This window comes from Glaciecola sp. G7-5 (assembly GCF_055808975.1).
Genome location: NZ_CM147892.1, coordinates 4,703,919 through 4,722,321, shown reverse-complemented (window position 1 = coordinate 4,722,321; position 18,403 = coordinate 4,703,919). Strand labels below are relative to the sequence as shown.

The window sequence follows — 18,403 nt, the reverse complement described above, 5'->3', positions numbered from 1 at the left end:
TTAATTAGCTGCTCAAGGAATGGCGTTTGTCTGACTCAAAAAAATAAGGCTCATCACATGTCAACTCAAAATGCACTCTTAACTATATTGGTCGAGAAAATTAACAACGATACACTAGTGCTTCCTACGCTGCCGGCCATTGCATTAAAAGTACGAAAAGCCGCCGACGATCCTAATATTAATCTTAACGACATGGCTGATGTCGTTGGTCAAGATCCATCACTTAGTGCACGCATGGTTAAAATTGCGAATAGTGCTTACTTAGGTCGAACGGTTAAAGTAGCCTCGACCACACAAGCGGTCACTCGCATCGGTCTAGCGCAAGTCAAAAATATCGCGACTGCATTGGCAATGGAGCAACTGTTTGTATCCAAAAATGAGGTGGTAAAAGCCTACATGGCAAATAAATGGTCATCAACCGTTAATATGGTTGGTAACGCTATGGCTGCGATGACGCATTATAAAAGAACGCATAAAGATAACTCGTTAAGTTTAGACACGATGACACTTTCGGGCTTAGTGGCTGACATTGGTGCTTTACCCGTGTTGACAGAAGCTGAACGTCACGACAGTGTATTTGCTAACCCTACCTTTTTAGATGTGGCGATAGATAAACTATCAGGTCGTATTGGTGGCAGCATTATGCGTGAATGGCAGTTCAACGATATCTTTATCGAAGTTGCTGAACATTGGCGAGATACCGACTTTAACACACCTAAGGTTAGCTATATTGATTTCATACGCGTAGGTGCAGCGCTTACCAACAATATTGATAATCCAGATGATGTACTAAGCGTAGCGCAAGAACGTGGTTTATTCACTGATGTGGCAGATTTAGAGTCTCCGGAGTTTATTGAACTAAGAGATAATGCAAAAGCTATATTCGCATAAAGGAATAAGCTTTAGGTGCCAATCAGCACAATGCTAAAAAACATATAACGTCAGACCGTATTACATACAAAAAAGCCTAATGTTAATTTGGGCTAATACGCAATAGGGGATCTAAATTTTAGCTCCCCAATTCTTTATAATTAATTAAACTCTTTCACAGCATTCGGGTACTGTCTTGCTAGGCTTGGCGGTAAGCTCGTCAAGCCGCTGACATATAGAAATGAGAATATGAATTTGGATTGGTGTGTCATTGGCCAATGATTTATCGAGCTTCTTTGAGTGAGTACAGTCGGCACTCTAGTAGGTGCTCTAGCTCTTACTGCACCAGTTAGGAGTATTAGTTCCCTTCGAAGATATGCTTATACATAAACACAATGGCGCGCATTGACAAGTTCTGTGTATATTAGGTCACTTCTCGGTTGACGGCAAGATGAGTAAGGAATTGTGTCACCTCCTGTTCACCAAGGTCTATAGGCTGACGTTTCTGATTAAACAAGATAAAACGCTTTATCCATAACAAATAGGTTTTCTCAATTTGTATTGAATAATGCTTTGTACTTATGACATGACGAATGCTTTCAAAAAATGGTGAATGATTCTTTGTTGACTCCTTTTTGTGTTGTGTGGTTACTTAAAATGCTCAGTAAACCGCATTTTACAAAAGTGATAACGGGCCTACAGACCAGTCTATACCTGAACTTAAGGCTTGATTAGATCTTGTGGTTACGAAGCACGCATAGTAACCACAGTGATTTAGCTGCTATTTTAGTACAGCTGATTGTATTTATTGTATTCCTTGGAAAGCGACGAGCGGGATTATTCTGCATTCATCCCAAACGCAGAAAAAGTTGTAGAAATGAGCACCGAAAAAATAGTAAGCTATTGAAAAAAATCAAGTATGGAGGCTGTGTAAATTGAAATTATCTCGTTGTTACAATGCGGTCTGCATAAATAAGTTGTTAACTTTCAAAAGGGAATTTATGTTTAGAACGTTTTTCTTAGCTCTATTTTTATCTTTTTTACTTGGGTGTAACTCAACATCTGAGACATTACCACCAGAAGGTTGGGTCGAATTAATGTTTGATATTGATGAAACCGGTGACCCAGTAAATATAATCGTTGTGGATTCTGATAGCGGAGATACCTTTGATAAAGAAGCGATTCGAGCTCTAAGTAAATGGAAATACAAACCAAAAGTTGTGGATGGTGAGGCTGTTGCACAGAGAGGCCTGAAAGTTAGGTTAGATTTTAAGGCTGAAAATGAAAGTTAACAATAAAATTGAAGCGGACACTGTGAGAGCGGGCAGCGCCGCTTAATTTGGTGTTGAGGCTGTAGAATTACTCTAAAATGGAAAATGACGGATGAAGTCTATGTTCACAGAACCTCTAAATATCATTTTTCGGTAGAATATTGCCTCAGCTTTCACGTAGCGACATGTTTTGAGGCGTAACTTATAATAAATTTTGAGGGTGCTTTTTCTAAAAGAGAAAATCTACAGCCTCGTTATGTACCTAAGTATGGATGTAAATTTTGAAGAAGAGCCATCTGTTCAAACTATATTTAATAGGGATAATTGTCTGTATAGTTGGAAATCAGTTTATTATGGTTACTGTAGATAATTTCTATCTGAGCCCTTTTTACATTGGTGGTATGGTTCTCGGGGTGTTGCTGGTAATCGCTGTCATAAATTACTTCTGCCCCAATTGCCAAAAGAACCAGGTGATGCGTTCATTTTTAAGTTGTAGAATACCGAAAACACACTGTTTTAATTGCGAGTATAATATTGATGAAAATGACCGCAATCAAAGGCAGTAATTCGGTACATAACAACATTAACCGGATTTGTGGAAGAGCGCCACAAACCGGTTATGTAAAGCGTTAAATCCATCGAATTAAGGAGTCACAATTGAAGCCGAAAGTTTTTGTCGCTTCGTCCGCTGAAGGATTAGATATTGCATATTCGCTACAAGTTAATCTTCAGCATAATGCTGATATTACTGTTTGGAGTCAGGGGATGTTCTCTCTATCTGTCACACCTCTAGACTCAATAACTGAGGCCTTGTCTTCTTCGGACTTTGGTGTGTTTGTTTTCTCTCCCGATGATGAAACAAAAATGAGAGGAAATGTCTCTGAGACAGTTAGAGACAATGTTTTATTCGAGCTCGGTTTATTTATTGGAAAGCTTGGAAAGAGGCGTTGCTTCATTGTAATTCCTGACAATGTGAATCTTCATATTCCGTCAGATTTAGTAGGTGTTACTCCCGCTAAGTATTCTGGTGAACGCGCAAGAGCTGAAATAGCGGCAGCACTTGGGCCTGCTTGTCACGAAATCAGACAAGCCATGAAGCTTCACGGGCTGTGCAATCATTCGGCTGATGCTTCTAAGAAACTACCAGCAAATGATCACGATAACTTTGATGAAAATGACAAGCTTGTTCTATTGGAATCTTGGCTTTTAAATGTAGCACCAGAGGATGTGGCTATAAAGTATGTGGATATTGATAATGAGTTGAAATTGGAACTTGGCTCAGCAAAGAAATTTCTTCCTCAAGTCTTCGAAAGAAATACTCTATACAACATGGATTTGGCTGGCGGTAATGTATTTAAATTTTCTGTCGATCGAAGTTTTTACTAAACCATTTATAACAAAGCGTTGCATCGGAGAAGCCGGTGAACGAGGCGTTATATGTCAATTGAGCACCGCGTGACTTTTAGAGCAAGGATGTTATGTCAATAAAAAGCATACAAAAATTAAAACAGTTCGGTATCTATCAGAATCACACAAACGCCAATGCCAAAGATTTTGGGAAGTACAACCTGTTTTATGGTTGGAACGGAAGTGGAAAGTCTACGCTTTCAGATGTTTTTCGATGCATAGAAAACAAAACTAATTCAGAAAAGTTCCCATCTTCAGAATTAACTGTAGCTATAGACGACGGCACGTCAATTACACAAACTAATATTACCGACGCCGATTTAAATGTCTACACATTCAATCATGATTTCATTGAAGAAAATATATCATGGAGCAGTGTCGTCAAAAGTATCTTGCTTGTAGATAAAGCGAAGATTGAAGAGCGCGAAAGACTGGAAGAACTGAAGACATTACAGAAGGTAGATTTAGCAACGCATAGTAAAGAAGCGGAAGAAATTAGGAAGCTTGACGACGCTGCATCAAAATTTGGTACTGATAGCGCAAGACACATGAAGACAAGCCTTCAATCAATTGATACAACAGATCGCTATTACTTAAATTACGATAAGCGCAAGTTTGAAGCGTTTGTCGCCGCAAACATTGAAGCCATGAAGACAGACGAGCCGCTTCTTGATAATGATAAAATTATCGAACTAACCAATGCGGCTAAACCAGACCAAAAGAACCCAATTTCATTCACACAGCAGGCCATTAATCAGGAAACCTTCACCAAAGCCAAAAAGCGTCTTGATGATCTTTTAAAGACCAGCGTAGTCAGTAAAACTATTCAACGACTTGTTGAACATGGTGATATAAAGTCTTGGGTTGAAACTGGTCTTGATCTTCATAATAACCATGATACAAACGAGTGTGAATTTTGTGGAAACACCATAACTGAAGAACGTACTAAACAACTCGAAGCCCATTTCAATGACGATTACAAAGCTTTTCAAAGCAGGCTTGTGAGCGCTGATGGCTGGCTTACAGATCAATACATTCAAGACCCTGTTTTACCAGCGGTAAGCGACTTTTACGAAGAATTTAAAAAGGAATACAGTGAATCTTGTGCAGCTTTGGAAAAGGCTACCAATCTCCTTAATGAAGAAATATCAGCTTGGCACACAATCCTGAAAGAAAAGACAGGAAACCCGCTTGAAACTGGTCTATCGGTTGAATTCATTAACGAATCTTCGATAAACACTTATAACAATGCCATGACGGCGATTGATACAACTGTTGGCAAGCACAACCACAAATCGAGCAACTTCAAAGAAGAAACAGACAAATCCAAGAAGCAGCTTGAACTTCACTATGCAACAACAGAGGTTAAGTCTTTCGGCTACCACAACAAGAAAAAGGAAGTTGTTGACCGGACAGCTGCAAATGGTACTTTAAAAGCCACTATAACTAGCCGAAAAAGTGAAATTAGAAACCTTGAAGATTCTTTATCAAACGAAGGCTTAGGGGCTGACCAGTTTAACGAATCACTCCATAAGTTTCTTGGTCGCAGTGAATTAACGCTTCGTTTTAGCCCAGTTAAAAAAGGTTATGAAATATTGCGGAACGATTCCGTTCCGGTAGAAGGAAACTTGAGCGAAGGTGAAAAAACGGCTATTGCATTTGTTTATTTTATAACCAAGTTAAAAGAAAACGATAACAAGATGGAAAATACTATCGTTGTTGTTGATGACCCTGTTTCAAGCTTTGACTCGAACCACTTATTTCACGCGTATTCGTTTCTTCGTAGCAATTGTGACAAGGCAAAGCAGCTATTCGTATTTACGCACAACTTTACTTACTTCAAGTTGATCCGTGATTGGTTCGAAGGTGGAAACCGCAATAGAAAGAGAAAGAATCCATCCAAAGATCCCAATGCGTTCTTCTATACAATTGAAGCGTTAACAGTCGTTCCGCGCCAATCAACGTTTAAAGACGCGGACTCTAGTCTGGTTAGTTACAATTCAGAATATCATTATATATTTTCAAAGCTGAATGCATACAAAGACAATCCATCACTGTCACGCGACGAAGCTTTTTTAACAGCGAATCTTGCAAGGAAATTGCTTGAATCATTTTTTAGCTTCAAGTTTCCAAAGCACCGAAGTGATATTGCACAGCTTATGAATTGTGGCTTGAACGGTTGCGAAATCACAGACGAAGCTACCAAAGAAAAGATTTATCGCTTCATAAACAAATATTCACATAGCGCTGTCATCGAAATCAATGAGGATTCATCAGAAAACCTTTTAGGTGAAAGCCAAAATGTCATTGGTGATATTTTTACATGGCTTCAGGAAGTTGATGAGATTCATTTCAACGAAATGCTCGAGGTTATTGCATGATTAGTGTAAAGCGCATAAAAAGGTTGGTGAAGGTCTTTTTTTGGCATAAGCAACCATAAACACCGATGTAAGATTTTATAGTTAGCCTCTTTACAACTAAATTACACAAAGTAAGCTAAATATCTGTATTGTTAAATAGAAAGCCTATACTTCGTCATTCTTCTTAAAGTTTTCCATTTTTTAATATGTCGATATTGCGAGTAATTAAAAATAAAAAAGGGATTAAATAGATCCTTTATTGCGTATCAGCGCAAATGTTGAATTAGGCTTTTTTTTGCGTTCAATTTTAGGAAGTTTGTTCTGTAAAAGTAGCTAGGCTTGAACAAACTTAGCGGTAAATAATCTCTTCACGCATAGGTGCAAGACGGGCAAGTACTTTGTTCTGAGTATTATGAGCAACGCCAGCTTTGGTCATGGCATTTATTAATAACTCAACCATAAGATTAAAATGGTGCTCATTGATATTCATACCCGTATGCACATTCACCATGCTATCACCAGTATACTCGCAGGGGCCATCAACAACCGCGCATAAATGCTCGTTTAACTTTTCTTCAAAGCGGTCTATGTTGCTGTTTTCGAAATAACGAATGATGTGCGGGTCAAAACTAATTTCTGCTATGAAGTGCTCGGTAATTTCAGCAATTTTGTCTTTACCACCAAGTTCTTGATAAAGACTCGTTGTTGTTTGGGTATTTTGGCAGCCTGACAGTGTCAGCATTAAACCAAAACTACCTGCGCAGAGTATCGTTTTAAGCTTGTGGTTTCTATTTAATGTATACATATTAGTAAAGTTGTCCCGATATTGAAATGTAAGCACCTTGCTGATCCTTCGCGCCTGCAATTGTGCCTAAATTTGCCCATGCCAAGGTGAAATTAACTGATTTGCTTGGAATATAGGTGACGAATACATCGTACCAATCATCTTCTTCTAAGCCTAAGTTATCAGGTTTTTGTCTGTATTCGGCACCAACGGCAAAATGACGAGAGAATAAAATCCCTACCGACGCTTCAGCGACTATTTTATAGCTATCATTATTGGCGCTGCCAAAACCCAACAAGCCCATTTCATTTGCTTTAGTTGCCCGAGCACTTAAGTTCCAAACGGCGTTGTAGCCAAAAATCGCGCCCAAATGAATCTTTGTGGCGGCAAGATATATATCAGTACCACTCGTTGATTTTGCACCAAGTGCATTGGCAATCGCTTCATCTTGCAGCGTTTTGTGTTGCAAGCCTATGCTCACTTGAGGCCAAGCGCTATAAACTGCATCACCTGTAATTTTGTATTTAAATCCAACTATTTGTTGACTGATATCACCGCCAAGGCTAGTCAAATCGAAGGTTTGCCTCGCAACGCTAACTTCAGCGCGATCATAAAAAGAGGCTGATACAAACATGCTATTAAGGCGATAATCCTTTAAAGAGACCTTTGTTATTCCTGCACTCACTGAAACCTGTTCTTTGGTATCGTAACCAGACAAGGTCGCCCATGGTACAAGGCCACCGCCGCCTGAACCCTCCACTTGAATAAGTCCAGAAGTGGCAATGAGTTTGCCTTGCGATGCGATTGCCTGACTACCCAAGCTAAGCAGTGCAAGAAATAAAGATAGGGAAGTTTTATTCATGCGTTTTCTAACCATTTTGTTTTTTGATTATTGTTGACCCAAGCTATAAAATCATTTAGCGGAATAGGGCGACACAAGTAAAATCCTTGCGCCCATGTGCAGCCCAGTTCAGCCAGGATCGCGAGACTTTCTGCATCTTCTACTCCCTCCGCTACTACGTTTAACTTAAATTTATGTGCCAGTTGCATAATTGTTTCTACAATATCGCGGTCGTCTTGATCTTGGCTCAATTTGAGAACAAAACTCTTATCTATTTTCAGTGTGTGCACTGGAAAACTCTTTAAATATGCAAGCGAGGAATAGCCCGTACCAAAATCGTCGATAGCAAGTTCGTATCCTTGATTCTTGAAATTCGTCAAATGCACAACCGCTTCTTTAGGGTCTTCTACTAAATCACTTTCGGTAATTTCAAAACTGAGTGCGTTTGTGGGTAAATTTGCGTTTTCTAACAGTGCCGCGACCTTATCTAAAAGATAGGGATTGGTAACATCTTTGGCCGACAAGTTAATCGCAATACAAACATCTATCTGTTGCATTGCTAAGTGTTGAGCATCTCTAACAGCCCGCTCAAGTACCCAATCGGTTACTTGTGAAATAAGACCGGCACTTTCGGCAATACCAATAAATTCGTCGGGAGGAACAAAGCCTAATTCAGGATCTATCCAACGGATGAGTGCTTCGACAGCGTTTACTTTTTGCGTTTTAAGGTGAAGTTTTGGCTGATAGTACAAAAACAAATCTGCTGAGTTTTCTGTGAGGGCAGACTTTAAACGCGTAATTATTTGCACGCGGCGAATATATTTTTGCTCAAATATATCTTGGTAGTGCAACATAAATGACGGTTGTAATTGGGCTTCATCAAGAACGATATTGGTTAGCTTAAATAACTGCTCTGCCCTATTGGCTTGGCTAGGACAATGCACGGTTCCCAACACCATCTTGACTGCCATTGAAACACCTTCATAGATAACCGGCTGTTCTAAAATTTCTTTTACTTCTCTTAGTTTTACATCACAAACACGAAGGTTTTCGTTATTTTCATTAATACTCGGAACCCATAAAAACTCACCACCAGATAAACGAGCGCTTAGGCCGCCCAATTGCTTGATACGTTCAGCGATATCTCTTAAACAAGCATCACCATATTGGTATCCAAACACGTCATTTATATCGCGGAAGCCTTTAATGTTGATGCCAACAGCGTGGAATCCTTGCTTGTAAAGCTCTGTATTTTTGAGTGCTTCGTCAATGATATCTCCGGCGTAGTATCGCGTATGTAGGCCTGTAAGCGTGTCGTGCTGAGCTTGAAAAATAATTTGTTTTTCACGTTCGTGAATATTTTTTTGCATATTGTTCAGTGCGTTAGACAAATGCATAAACTCTCTAGAGCCGTTAATAGCGTCAATTTCTTGTTTATAATTACCCGCTGAAATACGCTGGGCTACACTAGCCAATTGCATAATAGGGTGGGCCAAATGCTTGGAGAAAAGCACCGCTACGATGGAGGCGATCACTATGGCAATAAAAATAATAAGTGAGATATTCGATTTTAAAGTTGAGAATTCAGAAATTAATTTACTTAGTTGCTGTGTTAATACCACATCAATTTGAATGACATCGTCGTCGTATAATACAAAGTCTTGCGTGACTATTTTTTCGCTTGAAAATGCAATGTGGTGCCACGCAAGTTGATTTACTGAGGTCACGCTTGCGCCACTAAGTACGCCACTTGCCGAATTATTAATGAATAAAGGGGGCTGAGAATTCGTTTTTTGTTGCACCAACAGACTTACTTGTATTTGCGTAGTATCTTCCAGTTTTTTGACAAACTCAGGGGTAAGCTCGAAGCCTATAAGGGCTATTGCCATTGGTGTAGGGGCATCAATACGCAACAATATGACTTTATAAACGCGGTTATTCACATTCATAAAGGTTGAGAGGCCACCTTCTTCAAGACTTATATCCACAAGTTGTGATGATATATTAATCTCACCAAAAGGCTGCTTGTCATCTGTAGAGCGCGCTTTCATCGTGCTGGCGATAGTATCTCCATCTAGGGTGAAAATAGCCATCAAATCGGCACTTATTCTATTTCCATGATTAGACAAAACGCTGGTTATGGTTGCATTGTCTTTGGTCGCTATTGCTTGTTTAAAGCCAAAGTCGTCGGTAAGGACTGAGGCCGACGTAAACAAAAGTTCTTCTTGATTCTGTAAAACTTCACCGAGTACTTTTTGGGCCAACTGTATGTCTTTTGCGAGCTTAGTTTGCGCTTGTTGTAAGGTGACGATCCAAACATTAACCAAAATAGTCAAGCAGGTGATTACGACCAAGCTAATGACCAGTCTCACAATACTTTGGTTTAATGAATGATTCTTCATATTAGCTTCTTTTCTTAAACTTAGAAGTGAAGCCGTTTTTAATGGGCTTTTTTTCGTCTCGGTTTTGACGTGTATCTAGTGCAATCGTTTGATGTGCTTTGTTGAGGTCGAGTGTAATATTCATTCTTTCTGTACTCGACGCCGACAGCGAAGGGTGCCAAAGTGTGGCTGATACGCTTGCTTTATCTGATGTCGAGTTTAAGGCTACAAGGGTTTTGTCTATATTTACAAAACCTTGCTCATTGCTGATAACAGTGTAAACACCGTCAGCGACGTAAATATAGCCAATCATAGAGTCGTGAATATTGCAGCCTAGTACGACAATACCAGGTTGGTTAAACTGTATAGGTTCCGCGTCACTGCCGGTGAACATTTTTATTTCAAAGGGCTTTGGAGAAGAAAAGCTATATACGTGGTGACGCACGTCATCGCTATTTGGAAAATCTACCCACTGCTGTTTATTAGCAACTAAAATTCTGGGGACAAATTGATAGTCAATTTGGTCCATCACTAAGGTTTGCTGAGTGTCTGCGGGGGCATGCGTAAATTCAGGAATACCAATAACGGCACCAACGACAGGCTTTCCCTCTGCGTTTGTAATCGTAATGTCTAGCGCGTACGCTAATGGCGAGGCAATAACAATAAAAAAAGCGCAGTACAACTGCGCTATCTTGTTTAAGTTCATATAACTTCAATTTGATGGCTACATCCTATGCTTATATCGGCTAGGACAGCCTATTTCTGAAGTCCTCATATGTAAAACTTTTGACTAAGCTGAACTCACCATTACTTTGTAAAATACCTATAGATGGATGTTCAACACCGTTAAAGAAGCTGGTTTTTACCATAGTATAGTGAAGCATGTCTTCAAAAATGAGTCTATCACCGGGTTTAAGTGCTTGGTCAAAACTATAGCTGTCGATAACATCTCCCGCTAAACAAGAATTGCCGCCTAGTTTATAGGTGAAGGCTTTTTCGTTAGCAAGGCCCGCATTGTATATGGTGGGCCGGTAAGGCATTTCGAGCACATCGGGCATATGGCCTGTGGCTGAGATATCCAATATTGCTATTTGATCTTCATTTTCTACGATATCAACGACTTCTGCGATTAAAGGGCCCGCCTGCCATGCAACGGCTGAACCAGGCTCTAGAATAATGCGCAAATTAGGATATTTTGCTTTAAAGCTTTGCAATGTAGATATCAAATGCTCAACATCATAGCCGGCCCGAGTCATCAAGTGCCCGCCTCCTAGATTAAGCCACTTGAGTGTGGGTAAGTACTCCCCAAACTTTTCTTCTATGGCGCGCAATGTACGCATCGCTGCGTAGGAATCACACTCGCACAAATTATGCACATGGAACCCTTCGATCCCCGACAAATCTGCACCAACTAGCTGTGATGCCAAAATTCCCAAGCGTGAGCCTGGCGCGCAGGGGTCGTAAAGGGGCGTATCGGCTTCTTGGTTCTCAGGGTTTACTCGAAGACCAGGAGATACGCCTGCGGCCAACACTTGGCTTTTATACTGCTGCCATTGGTTTAGGCTGTTAAACGAAATGTGCTCACATAAATCGACCAATTCGTCCATGTCATTCTGTTTGTAAGCGGGTGAATAAGCATGAACTTCTTTACCCATTTCGTATTTGGCAAGTTTCGCTTCCCATACAGAACTCGCCGTGGCACCTTGCAAATACTCGCGCACTACAGCAAAGGTTGACCACATGGAAAAGCCTTTTAATGCCAAAATGATATCAACACCTGCGCGATGTTGTACATCTTGCATAAGACTTAGGTTGGCGCGAAGTTTGTCTTCTTCGCACACATAACAGGGACTGGGAATATTCTTATTGGCGAATAAGTCGTCTCGATTCATTTAAACGGACTCTCACATTCCATCACGTGCCAAGGTAAACCATGTTCGTTCAACATATCCATAAACGGGTCAGGGTCAAATTGCTCCATATTCCAAACGCCCGCTTGATGCCATGTTTTATTTAGCATCAGTGCGGCCCCGATCATTGCTGGGACACCGGTAGTGTATGACACAGCTTGGGCTCCTACCTCGTCAAAACAAGCCGCGTGGTCACAGTTGTTATAAATGAAAATTGTTTTTTCTTTGCCGTCTTTTATGCCGGTAATATAGGTTCCTATGCAGGTTTTTCCTGTGTAACCCTCTGCCAGCGAGCCCGGGTTAGGTAACACCGCTTTTAAAAACTCAAGGGGCACGATTTGCTGGCCCTGAAAATCAATTGGCGTAATGCTGGTCATGCCTATCCCTTCAAGTACGCGTAAATGGGTCAAGTAGGCATCGCCGAAAGTCATCCAAAAACGAGCTCGTTTTAAGCTAGGGAAGTGTTTGACGATGGATTCTAATTCTTCATGGAACATTAGGTAAGACGGGCGTACACCAATATTTTGATAGTCAAGGTCTTCACGCACGCTCAGTGGTGGTGTTTCTTTCCATGTGCCGTCTTCAAAATAACGTCCAACCTGCGTAATTTCACGAATGTTTATTTCAGGATTAAAATTTGTTGCAAAGGCCTGTCCATGATCGCCGCCATTACAATCAACGATATCAAGATAATGAATTTCATCAAAATAGTGTTTTGCCGCATATGCGGTATAAACATTGGTTACGCCAGGATCAAACCCGCTACCAAGAAGCGCCATAATACCCGCTTCTTTAAAGCGCTCTTGATAGGCCCATTGCCACGAATATTCGAATTTTGCGACATCTTTAGGTTCGTAATTAGCGGTATCGAGATAATCAGTTTTCGTTGCTAAACAAGCGTCCATAATGGGTAAATCTTGATACGGTAAGGCAAGGTTTACCACAAGATCGGGTTTGACCTTGTTAATTAATCCACTCACATCATCAGCATTGTCAGCGTCTACTGCGTACACCGCTTTTACACGATCAATGCCTACTTCTTTTTGGAGCGCTTCGCATTTAGATACCGTTCTGCTGGCGAGGTAAATCTCATCAAAAAGTTGCGGCAAACGCGCACACTTTTTTACGGTGACAGAGGCAACACCGCCTGCGCCTATAATTAATACTTTTGACATAATGGATATTCCTTCGAAAATAGTTCGATTATTCGCTTTTTGTCGCATAATACGGTGTGAGAAGAGCGGTTACAAGCGCTGTTTTAATCAGAAAAGTCGCAAGTGTATGGTGGCTTTAGTCTGATACCGTCTTGCTGGTGTTCATAGGGATAGATTGTAATGGTATTGTGACCTTGTGAATCTGTGATGGTAAATACCAATGCGTCAGTATCATCTTCCTCTGAATCTCTAAGTGTAGCTGCATAGACGAGCAAAGAGCTTGTTTGGATGTTTGGATTTCTGCTCGATTCAATTTGTGACTGCAAAGATTCAATCATCTGCGGTTTAGCAAGTTGGTCGCTTGCAGGTAAAAAAATGCAGTGCAGTGCTTTATCAGCAGACATCAGTGCAAAAGGGTAGAGCGTAGTAGAATGGGCTAACATCGATTCACAAAATGCTAAGGCCTCATTAATCATCGTTGAATATGGCATATGTTGTTGCAAAATAAGCCGGTCTTTCATTCGTATTTGCCTTTAGTGCTTCGTTACACTTAGAAACGAAACGAAGGCGTCAAAGGTTCAGTTCTTATTGAGAAATAAAGGTTTCTTTACTGGGGCGACGCAGGTCTTGCACCTTGCAATCCGCCAGTGTGGATAATGACGATCTTACTATTTGGAGGGAAGTAACGTTCGCTTAACAGTGCTTTTAAGGCAAAGAAGCATTTACCCGAATACACGGTTTCAATAGCCAAGCTTTGTGTTGCTGAAATCGATGGACTTGCATCAATGTTTTGTTGCAAGCTTGTATCGCTATATACGCTATTGAAATCGTGAATGAAATCTCTTAGATCGGCGCTGGATTTAGCATAGCCATTGTGGTGAAAGTCGTGCAATATTTGCCATGATTTTGCATTTGGGTTTATATTGGCATCGTGTAACAAGCTTTCTACTATTTCTTCCAAATAGCCTTTACCTTTAAGTACGCCTATGCCAATCAATTTTGCGTGAGGAAGTGCTTTGCTCGCTATTAAACCTGCAAGGGTCCCGCCACTCGCGACGGGTAATATAATGTGGGTAGTGTCGGGCTTTTGCTGTGCTATTTCGTCCAATAATGTACTCATGCCATTTAAGGAAGAAAAGTGAGAACCACCTTCAGGAATTGAAAAGTCTGCCTTTAATTGCGCTAATAAATGTTGGCAATAGGCTTCGTCATTTCTTTTTTGTAATCTAGTTTTGTGACGTAATGTAAGTGCGTTCCCCATGTTTGCATATCCAGCAAAGTGGGGCTTAGATTGTCACTGTAGTTTCCGCGTATGACCGCTGTAAATTTAATTCCTAACTGACGACACACCCAACTAAGGGCATGGAGATGATTTGAATATGCCCCGCCGAAACTGATGACATGCTGATAATTTGCTTTTTGAATGTTAGCTAAACTTGCGCTGAGTTTACGCCATTTATTTCCAGAGATGATAGGGTGTATGAGATCATCGCGTTTGCATAGTAGTGAAATGTTGTTTTTTTCAGCATAACATTGATTGTCGCTACTGCCATGCAAAAATGCACCATCAAGCGTCGTTAAAGGAGAAGGCAATTTTAGGTCTAATGTCATTTTCGCTCATTCAAGTAGACGACTAGCGCATATATATTACACAAGTTTAATAAACCATTGTCGCTTAGATTACGTTACTACATCATAGCTAATTAAATTGTAGGTCATATGAGTCATGTTACACAAGCGAGTAGTAAAACATACATACATTTTCGGCATAGCGGTCGCAATGATGTTTAGTTCTTTACTGATAAGTAAGCCGTCAGAGTCGGCAATTCAAAATCTAAAAGAGTATTTTGAAGCACCAGAAGTCGTAGGCCAAACTCGCCTTACCATGTTCTTTTGGGATATTTATGATGCATCGCTTATCGCTCCACAAGGAAAGTTTGCTATGGAGCAGCCCTTTGCGCTAGAACTTAAGTACTTGCGCAATTTTGACGGAAAAGAAATTGCTAGCCGTTCGGTTGATGAGATGCGCAAATTAGGAATGGATGACGAAGTTAAACTCGCAAAGTGGTATCAAGAAATGCAAGATATTTTTCCAAACGTCAAAAAAGGCGAAATGATTACCGGCGTCGTCGATAAAAACCAAATAAGCCATTTTTATTTCAACGACAAACTTTTAGGTAAAGTACATGATAAAGAGTTTAGTAAATGGTTTTTCAGTATTTGGTTGTCAGAACAAACATCCGAACCTGAAATGCGCGAACAACTCTTGGGACTAACGAAATAGGTGAATAAAGATATGACAAGGTTTAGTAAATTAGTAGCACTCTTAGGGCTTGCTGCGATGTTATCGGCATGTTCAGTTTCAATTGACGGTAATACCTATGAGTCTCAAGAACCAAAGTTTGTGCTTGAAGAGTTTTTCGATGGCAAGGTGCGTGCATGGGGAATAGTGCAAGACCGGTCTGGCGAAATAGTACAACGTTTTACCGTCGACATTACAGGCAGTAAAGAAAACAACAAATTAATTTTAGATGAGGAATTTACGTATAGCTTAGGTGATGGAGCAAAAAAACGCGTTTGGACATTAAGCCCAAACGCTGATGGCACCTATACCGGAAATGCTGGCGATATTGCTGGTCCTGCATTAGGCACACCACACGGGAACGCGTTTAACTTTTCATATGAAATGGATTTAGAAGTAGATTCAAGTACGTACAGAGTGACTTTTGATGATTGGTTTTGGGCAATGGATGAAAATAATATGATGAACCGCTCCTACATCAAAAAATTTGGGATTGTAATGGCTGAAGTTACTATCTTTATGCAGAAACAAGACTAAATATCGCTCTTAAACCAGTAGACTTGGGGATTTTTGATTTTTCAAACCAAAGCCGGCCACCGTGCAAGGTAACAATGGCATTTACTAAAGCAAGGCCTAAGCCGTTGCCGCTGGTAGAACGGCTCTTATCTTCTCGGTAAAAACGTTGGCTTAATTTGTTTACGCTATCTTCATTTACGCCATTTCCAGTGTCATCTACGCTAAATTCAACACAGGTTTTTTGCTGCTTTAAACGCACGTCAATTGAGCCATTTTCAGGTGTGAATTTGATGGCGTTATCAAGGACATTTGCAAATGATTGAAAGAGCAAGTCCTTATCACCAACAAAATCAGGAATTGGGTCGCTTTCAAATTGTAGATGAATGTTTTTAGCCTCAATTAATGGGAGATATAAATCAACTGCGTCGTTGGCTATGTCGTTTAAGGCCAAATGACTGAAACCAGCAATCTTGTTGCTGTTTTCTATATCACTAATACGCAATAACGAATTAAAAATCGCGAGAATATTGTCACATTCGTCGATTAGATTGTCGCGTTCTTTACTATCGGTTAAATCTTCTATATGCCCTTTAAGACGTGTTAGCGGCGTGCGTAAATCGTGAGCAATATTGTCTGACACCGAGGTAATGGCGAGCACCGAGGACTCTATCTTATCGAGTAACTGATTTAGCACTAAGGTAAGTTTACTTAGGTCGTCCCATTGGGACTCTACGTATAAGCGGTCGCTCAGGTTGCCAGTGGCGATAATATCATCAGCCGTATCTGCAATTTTGTTAATACGACTAACGACATAATAAGCAACCCCTAAGCTGGTAATGGCAACCACAAATACGATAATAATCATTACCCACGATGACGCTTGTGCTAGCGCTACCGCAAACTCTATGTCTTGCACACTGCGCGCAACCAACAAGCTATCACCGTTGCTAAATTCAATAATCATTGCCATTGCGCGCTCTTCTGTGGCCTTGCGCGTGCTGCCTTTGTGACGGTAGTTTTTTCCTAAGCTTATTTGGATATCGAGCACGCCGTTTCGAATCAGCTCTATATCCTCACTTGGCCACTGGGCCAGATTTCCAGCTATGTAAGTATTCTCTTTATCTTTGTAGTAATACAAAAAATCATTTGCCCGATTATTTACGCGTTCATTAACCGCTTGTTTAACCGATTGACGTCCAGAGGCATTGTATAAGCTTCTAAATCCGCCTAAATCAGATTGTATTGCGGCTTGGGTTTCTCGTACTAAAAGATCGTCGTTGGCGACGGTGAGTGTATAGGTATTAAAGCCAACGCCTACCATCAGCAAGAAGATGAAAAAGAAACTAACAACAAAGCTAGAGCTTTTAGAGTAGGCGGTAATGGCTCGCATGCTTTATTCCTAGAATTTAATAGCGTGGTTTAACGGTGCTGTATGTGTTAGCGGGTACTGATCATGTAACCGGCACCACGAATAGTTTCAATCATTGGATACGGGAAGCCTTTGTCAATTTTATTTCGCAGACGACTAATATGAACATCAATTACATTGGTTTGTGGGTCAAAATTGTATTCCCATACTTTTTCTAGCAGCATTGCGCGGGTGATAATCTTACCTGGGTTGTGCATTAGGTATTCAAGTAGTTTGAATTCTTTGGACTGCAGGTCAATAACTGTGCCTTCACGGGTGACTGTGCGGTTGATAAGATCTAATTCGAGTTCACCAAGGCTTAGTTTTGTATTTGTTGATGGCGCGTTGCGTGAAGCTAAAATTTCAACACGCGCTAGTAGTTCTTCAAAAGCGAAGGGTTTGGTCAAATAGTCGTCGGCACCCGCGCGCAGACCTTTTACCTTGTCATCGACTTTGTTTTTAGCACTTAAAATGAGGGTGGGTGTCGCAATGCCTTGGTCACGAAAGCTATTGAGCACGTCAATGCCGTCCATTTGTGGAAGCATGCGATCAAGCACAATAACGTCGTAATCACCTGAAAGTGCCAGCGTCAGACCGTCTTTACCATTATCAGCATGGTCAACTTCATGCTCAAATTCAACGAGGCCTTTTTGGATAAATCGAGCAACGGTAGGCTCGTCTTCTACTAATAATATTTTCATTCTCAAACGATAGTCAAAATAGTACACTTTGTCAGGTTAAATTACTGTAATCTAGAAAAGCGTTAGTAACAATAAAATTAAGGATATAAAGTGGCACTGATTATTATATGTATGGCTATTGTAGTCACAATGCCATTAATAGCAAAAATACCTGTTGCTATCGAAATGGCAAAATTAGGCAAATATGACAATAAGCATCCAAGGCAGCAACAATCAGCTTTGACAGGATTAGGTGCGCGTGCGTTAGCAGCTCACAACAATTGTTTTGAAGCGATATGCTACTTCGCGCCCACGGTTTTACTGGTGCTGGCACTAGATGAGCATACTGTGACGACTGTGCAGTGGTGTGTTGCCTTTGTGATTTTACGGTTTTTGTACTTAATTTTTTATTGGGCAAATATTCATATACTTCGTAGCTTGGTGTGGGTGGCGAGTATGGCTACTCTTGTGCCTCACTATTGGTCATTGTTGAGTTAAATGCGACTTTACTTAAATCGA

The 18,403-nt window shown here is 40.6% G+C and carries 19 protein-coding genes; 7 read left to right on the top strand and 12 right to left on the bottom strand.

Features of this window, described 5'->3' with window-relative positions:
- The first annotated feature begins 57 nt into the window (after positions 1-57).
- Positions 58-891, top strand: a complete 834-nt coding sequence (locus tag AC0L6H_RS20720) for an HDOD domain-containing protein (RefSeq protein ID WP_473391271.1) — start codon at positions 58-60, stop codon at positions 889-891.
- 403 nt (positions 892-1,294) lie between these two features.
- Here the strand turns inward: AC0L6H_RS20720 and AC0L6H_RS20715 are convergent, their stop codons facing one another.
- Positions 1,295-1,465 carry a phage integrase N-terminal SAM-like domain-containing protein gene (locus AC0L6H_RS20715; RefSeq protein WP_473394612.1) on the bottom strand — a complete coding sequence of 57 codons (171 nt, stop codon included), beginning with the start codon at positions 1,463-1,465 and terminating at the stop codon, positions 1,295-1,297.
- A gap of 406 nt (positions 1,466-1,871) precedes the next feature.
- Between AC0L6H_RS20715 and AC0L6H_RS20710 the strand changes: the two genes are divergently transcribed.
- The 3 genes from AC0L6H_RS20710 to AC0L6H_RS20700 all read left to right on the top strand — a co-directional run bounded on the left by AC0L6H_RS20710 (position 1,872) and on the right by AC0L6H_RS20700 (position 5,929).
- Positions 1,872-2,162, top strand: coding sequence for an energy transducer TonB (locus AC0L6H_RS20710; RefSeq protein WP_473391270.1), 291 nt, complete (start codon positions 1,872-1,874; stop codon positions 2,160-2,162).
- 636 nt (positions 2,163-2,798) lie between these two features.
- Positions 2,799-3,527: a TIR domain-containing protein gene (locus AC0L6H_RS20705; RefSeq protein WP_473391268.1), complete on the top strand. Its 729-nt coding sequence runs from the start codon at positions 2,799-2,801 to the stop codon at positions 3,525-3,527.
- A 92-nt stretch (positions 3,528-3,619) separates the two neighbouring features.
- Positions 3,620-5,929 carry an AAA family ATPase gene (locus AC0L6H_RS20700; RefSeq protein WP_473391267.1) on the top strand — a complete coding sequence of 770 codons (2,310 nt, stop codon included), beginning with the start codon at positions 3,620-3,622 and terminating at the stop codon, positions 5,927-5,929.
- Between the two features lie 328 nt (positions 5,930-6,257).
- On the opposite strand, the gene AC0L6H_RS20695 is transcribed toward AC0L6H_RS20700, so the two are convergent.
- From AC0L6H_RS20695 to AC0L6H_RS20655, 9 genes are all read right to left on the bottom strand, one after another.
- Positions 6,258-6,650: a group I truncated hemoglobin gene (locus AC0L6H_RS20695; RefSeq protein WP_473391266.1), complete on the bottom strand. Its 393-nt coding sequence runs from the start codon at positions 6,648-6,650 to the stop codon at positions 6,258-6,260.
- Positions 6,651-6,714: 64 nt separating this feature from the next.
- Positions 6,715-7,554, bottom strand: coding sequence for a DUF3034 family protein (locus AC0L6H_RS20690; protein ID WP_473391264.1), 840 nt, complete (start codon positions 7,552-7,554; stop codon positions 6,715-6,717).
- On the bottom strand, positions 7,551-9,935 hold the full coding sequence (locus AC0L6H_RS20685) for an EAL domain-containing protein (RefSeq protein WP_473391263.1): 2,385 nt from the start codon (positions 9,933-9,935) through the stop codon (positions 7,551-7,553). The genes AC0L6H_RS20690 and AC0L6H_RS20685 overlap by 4 nt, the downstream gene beginning before the upstream one ends.
- Before the next feature lies 1 nt (position 9,936).
- Positions 9,937-10,620 (bottom strand): cupredoxin domain-containing protein, encoded by a 684-nt coding sequence (locus AC0L6H_RS20680; RefSeq protein ID WP_473391262.1) that lies wholly within the window; start codon positions 10,618-10,620, stop codon positions 9,937-9,939.
- A gap of 40 nt (positions 10,621-10,660) precedes the next feature.
- Positions 10,661-11,806, bottom strand: coding sequence for a carboxynorspermidine decarboxylase (nspC, locus tag AC0L6H_RS20675; protein ID WP_473391260.1), 1,146 nt, complete (start codon positions 11,804-11,806; stop codon positions 10,661-10,663).
- On the bottom strand, positions 11,803-12,999 hold the full coding sequence (locus AC0L6H_RS20670) for a saccharopine dehydrogenase family protein (RefSeq protein WP_473391259.1): 1,197 nt from the start codon (positions 12,997-12,999) through the stop codon (positions 11,803-11,805). Before AC0L6H_RS20670 ends, nspC begins: the two co-directional genes overlap by 4 nt.
- A gap of 83 nt (positions 13,000-13,082) precedes the next feature.
- Complete coding sequence (locus AC0L6H_RS20665; RefSeq protein ID WP_473391258.1) at positions 13,083-13,499, bottom strand: hypothetical protein; 417 nt, start codon at positions 13,497-13,499, stop codon at positions 13,083-13,085.
- 86 nt (positions 13,500-13,585) lie between these two features.
- Complete coding sequence (locus AC0L6H_RS20660; RefSeq protein WP_473391256.1) at positions 13,586-14,239, bottom strand: pyridoxal-phosphate dependent enzyme; 654 nt, start codon at positions 14,237-14,239, stop codon at positions 13,586-13,588.
- Entirely contained in the window at positions 14,161-14,589 is a 429-nt protein-coding gene (locus AC0L6H_RS20655; protein WP_473391255.1) for a hypothetical protein, read from the bottom strand. Before AC0L6H_RS20655 ends, AC0L6H_RS20660 begins: the two co-directional genes overlap by 79 nt.
- A 169-nt stretch (positions 14,590-14,758) precedes the next feature.
- Between AC0L6H_RS20655 and AC0L6H_RS20650 the strand changes: the two genes are divergently transcribed.
- Positions 14,759-15,262, top strand: a complete 504-nt coding sequence (locus tag AC0L6H_RS20650) for a chalcone isomerase family protein (RefSeq protein ID WP_473391253.1) — start codon at positions 14,759-14,761, stop codon at positions 15,260-15,262.
- A gap of 12 nt (positions 15,263-15,274) precedes the next feature.
- Positions 15,275-15,817: a DUF3833 domain-containing protein gene (locus tag AC0L6H_RS20645; protein ID WP_473391251.1), complete on the top strand. Its 543-nt coding sequence runs from the start codon at positions 15,275-15,277 to the stop codon at positions 15,815-15,817.
- On the opposite strand, the gene AC0L6H_RS20640 is transcribed toward AC0L6H_RS20645, so the two are convergent.
- Both AC0L6H_RS20640 and AC0L6H_RS20635 read right to left on the bottom strand, forming a co-directional pair.
- Positions 15,798-17,186, bottom strand: coding sequence for a sensor histidine kinase (locus AC0L6H_RS20640; protein WP_473391250.1), 1,389 nt, complete (start codon positions 17,184-17,186; stop codon positions 15,798-15,800). The two genes, AC0L6H_RS20645 and AC0L6H_RS20640, sit on opposite strands and share 20 nt — an antisense overlap.
- Before the next feature lie 47 nt (positions 17,187-17,233).
- A complete protein-coding gene (locus AC0L6H_RS20635) occupies positions 17,234-17,905 on the bottom strand; it encodes a response regulator transcription factor (RefSeq protein ID WP_473391249.1) in 672 nt (223 codons plus the stop codon).
- A 90-nt stretch (positions 17,906-17,995) separates the two neighbouring features.
- Between AC0L6H_RS20635 and AC0L6H_RS20630 the strand changes: the two genes are divergently transcribed.
- A complete protein-coding gene (locus AC0L6H_RS20630) occupies positions 17,996-18,382 on the top strand; it encodes an MAPEG family protein (protein WP_473391247.1) in 387 nt (128 codons plus the stop codon).
- The last annotated feature ends 21 nt before the right edge of the window (positions 18,383-18,403 follow it).